Origin of the sequence: Rhodococcus sp. RDE2, from assembly GCF_020885655.1 — a bacterium.
Taxonomy (GTDB): Bacteria; Actinomycetota; Actinomycetes; order Mycobacteriales; family Mycobacteriaceae; genus Rhodococcus; species Rhodococcus pyridinivorans.
In genome coordinates this window covers 1-2,807 of the sequence record NZ_AP025191.1, presented here as the reverse complement: position 1 = coordinate 2,807, position 2,807 = coordinate 1, and the positions used below count along the sequence as shown (strand labels likewise).

Genomic DNA, 2,807 nt, shown 5'->3' with positions numbered 1-2,807 from the left:
ACCGAGGGCAAGGCAGCGCGAAGCGGTGCCGCGGCAGCCCGTTTTCGGGGTGGGGTGACCGGTTCTGTCAGCGGCCCTTCTTCGCCTTTTTCCGTTCGAGGGCTCGCCGCTGCTGCCGGGACAATCCCGCAGTTTCCGGCGGCGGTGGGGCGGTCTCCCGGAGGTACTGATCGAGGTAGTGGGCCAGCTGCACCGCCGCCTTGTGCAGCGGCGGGGGGTACTCACGCTCGGGATGGCGACGGAACGCGATCGAGCCGCTGAACGATTCGAGGACTCTCGCCAGCAGCTCTGGGTGCCGTATGACGTGCTCGACCACCTCGTGGTCCTCGAGGTACCTCGCCGGCGTGGAGGGCACCGTTTCCCGCCAGTCGGGCACCCGGACTTCGACGGGTTTTTCCACGATCCGGGTCTGCCGGACCACCTTCACCCCGACCGCTCCGCTGCGTGATGCCTTGCGGGCGCTGTACGCGTCGCGGCGGCATTGGTCGCTGCACCACACCCTCGGCCGGCCCGCCCCGGCGTGCTGAGGGACGGGGTTTGCGCACCACGGGCACATGCCCGGATCGGCGTCATCTGCGCTGGTTGCGGGGCTGTCGGTCGGCGGCGGCGGGGTCGTCACGAGGCAGAATCCTATTTCGTCGCGCCAAAATTGCAGCTTTAGTGCAAGAGATGTGTGGGCGTTTTCGGTCGCGCAGGATCGACATCGCTGGTGTCGGCGGGTGTCTGTCGGCGGGATCGCCGACGATGACCAGGACTGATCCAGGAAGGTGGCGGGCATGACCACGACTGCGTTCACTCAGGGCTACGACGCCGGATACGCCGAGGCCGTCGAGCGGCAACGACTCGGAGACGCCGACACCGCCCACGACGCTTCGACGTGGTTCACCGCCCCGGTCGGGCAGCCCCACGTCGAGGAGTACGAACGTGGGTTCTTGGCAGGGTTCGCCGACTACATCGAGGCCACCCGGCCCGGCCGGCCCTGACGTCGCGCCACCGCGCCCCACAACACGCCCTGAGCGCCCCGCTGACGCACTGAACCAACCTCGGGCACTTGTCCCCCGGCCTCACACGTGTGAGGCCGCTACAGCCGCTCCCGCCGGATCGGGCGAACCACGCCCCGCGACGACACCCGACGGGGGACACACCTCTTGCAGTTCCACTCACATCCGGGACAGGCCGGCCCATCGGTACGCCCACTGCCCCCCCCCGAACCGACACCGTTCTGCCGCACTCGACAGCCGTACCCGGCTTACCTCCCGCACCCTGGACGGCACCGCACCGTCACGTGCCACCCGACTGCCTGTGGTCCCGACCCATGCACGAGACGACTCACCCGACACATCTCATGCATCACGGATGCGACCGCGGAAATCCGCCGGGTTTATGGCCCCGGCAGGGATCGGTGAGTGGTGTAAACCCCCAGGAAAAAATCGGGATACCTGATATGGCTTGGTGTGTCGTACGTAAAAAAATGATCTTTTTTGTGCGAGAGTGTCCGGCATGACGATGGGGGAATTGCTCACCGACGAGATCTGGGGGCGGGAGGTCCTGCTGCCGTATCGGCCGCATGCGACGAACGATCTCCGTGCCGGGCAGTACCGCTACAGCCGCGACGAGGCACTGACGATGCGCTACATCGAGCACTCGCCTCACGCGTTGCTCGGCTCGATCGTCATCGACTGCGACCACCCGGATGCGGCGATGCGGGCATTCGAGCAGCCGTCCGACCATCCGGCCCCGAACTGGGTCGCGCAGTCCCCGTCAGGGCGGGCGCACCTGGGCTGGTGGCTGGCCGGCCCCGTCTGCCGCACCGACTCCGCCCGGCTGCAACCGCTGCGCTTCGCTCATCGCATCGAGCGGGGTCTGTGCATCTCCGTCGGCGGGGACTTCGCTTACGGCGGGCAGCTGACCAAGAACCCGATCCACCCCGATTGGGAGACCATCTACGGCCCGTCCCGGCCCTACGAGCTGCGCGACCTCGTCACCGTCCACACCCCACGTCAGGCGCCCAGGAAGCCCGAGAAGGCGGTCGGGCTCGGCCGCAACGTGACCATGTTCGATACCGCCCGCACCTGGGCCTACGGGCAGTGGTGGCACCACCGGCACGACGGTCTCGATGCCTGGCTGATGCTCGTGCTCCAGCACTGCCACGCGATCAACACGCAGTTCACCGCCCCACTTCCGTTCGTGGAGGTCAGGGCCACCGCCTACTCCATCGGCAAGTGGATCTGGCGCAACTTCGACGAACAGGCCTACCGCGCCCGACAAGCCCACCTCGGCAGCAAAGGCGGCAAGGTCGTCTCCCCTGCGAAGATCGAAGCCAACCGTCAACGGCGTCTGAAGGTAGACCGCACGGTGGCGTTGGAGGTTCTGCGATGAGCAAGCACATCCCCGTACGGAAGCGGCGAGGAGCGGAGGTCCCGGCGCGGAGGACGATGACCGCCCGCGAAGGCGCCGAGAGGTTGGGCGTATCCCCACGCACCATCCAGCGCATCATGGCTGAGCCTCGGGAGGAGTTCCTCGCCCGTGCTGCCGAACGTCGTCAGCGGGTGCTGGAGTTGCGTGCTCAGGGCCTCAAGCTGCGCGAGATCGCCGAGCAGGTCGGAATGACGACCGGCGGGGTCGGCACGATCCTGCACCACGCCCGCAAGGCGGCAAAGGCTCGCGAAGAAACGGCGAAGGCCGACGTCGGCGCCGACACCTGAGCAACGGCAAACCACTGCTGCGGCTGGCCCCAATCGCAGCACACATACGAACCAACTTCTTCACTGGCACAAGCATTTTGGGCAACCTATGTTGACGCATCG

The 2,807-nt window shown here is 67.1% G+C and carries 4 protein-coding genes; 3 read left to right on the top strand and 1 reads right to left on the bottom strand.

Annotated features, from left to right (window positions below; genetic code table 11):
• Nucleotides 1-67: 67 nt before the first annotated feature.
• Nucleotides 68-619, bottom strand: coding sequence for a hypothetical protein (locus tag LPH33_RS26770; protein WP_229568919.1), 552 nt, complete (start codon nucleotides 617-619; stop codon nucleotides 68-70).
• Nucleotides 620-776: 157 nt separating this feature from the next.
• On the opposite strand from LPH33_RS26770, the gene LPH33_RS26765 reads away from it, so the two are divergent.
• The 3 genes from LPH33_RS26765 to LPH33_RS26755 all read left to right on the top strand — a co-directional run bounded on the left by LPH33_RS26765 (nucleotide 777) and on the right by LPH33_RS26755 (nucleotide 2,705).
• Entirely contained in the window at nucleotides 777-983 is a 207-nt protein-coding gene (locus LPH33_RS26765; protein ID WP_039584155.1) for a hypothetical protein, read from the top strand.
• Nucleotides 984-1,500: 517 nt separating this feature from the next.
• Entirely contained in the window at nucleotides 1,501-2,379 is an 879-nt protein-coding gene (locus LPH33_RS26760; RefSeq protein ID WP_225223596.1) for a replication initiation protein, read from the top strand.
• Nucleotides 2,376-2,705 carry a sigma factor-like helix-turn-helix DNA-binding protein gene (locus LPH33_RS26755; RefSeq protein ID WP_052227183.1) on the top strand — a complete coding sequence of 110 codons (330 nt, stop codon included), beginning with the start codon at nucleotides 2,376-2,378 and terminating at the stop codon, nucleotides 2,703-2,705. The genes LPH33_RS26760 and LPH33_RS26755 overlap by 4 nt, the downstream gene beginning before the upstream one ends.
• The last annotated feature ends 102 nt before the right edge of the window (nucleotides 2,706-2,807 follow it).

Coding starts and splice junctions, on each gene's coding strand:
- LPH33_RS26760 (WP_225223596.1), top strand. CDS start 1,501: ATGACGATGGGGGAATTGCTCACCGACGAGATCTGGGGGCGGGAGGTC.
- LPH33_RS26755 (WP_052227183.1), top strand. CDS start 2,376: ATGAGCAAGCACATCCCCGTACGGAAGCGGCGAGGAGCGGAGGTCCCG.
- LPH33_RS26765 (WP_039584155.1), top strand. CDS start 777: ATGACCACGACTGCGTTCACTCAGGGCTACGACGCCGGATACGCCGAG.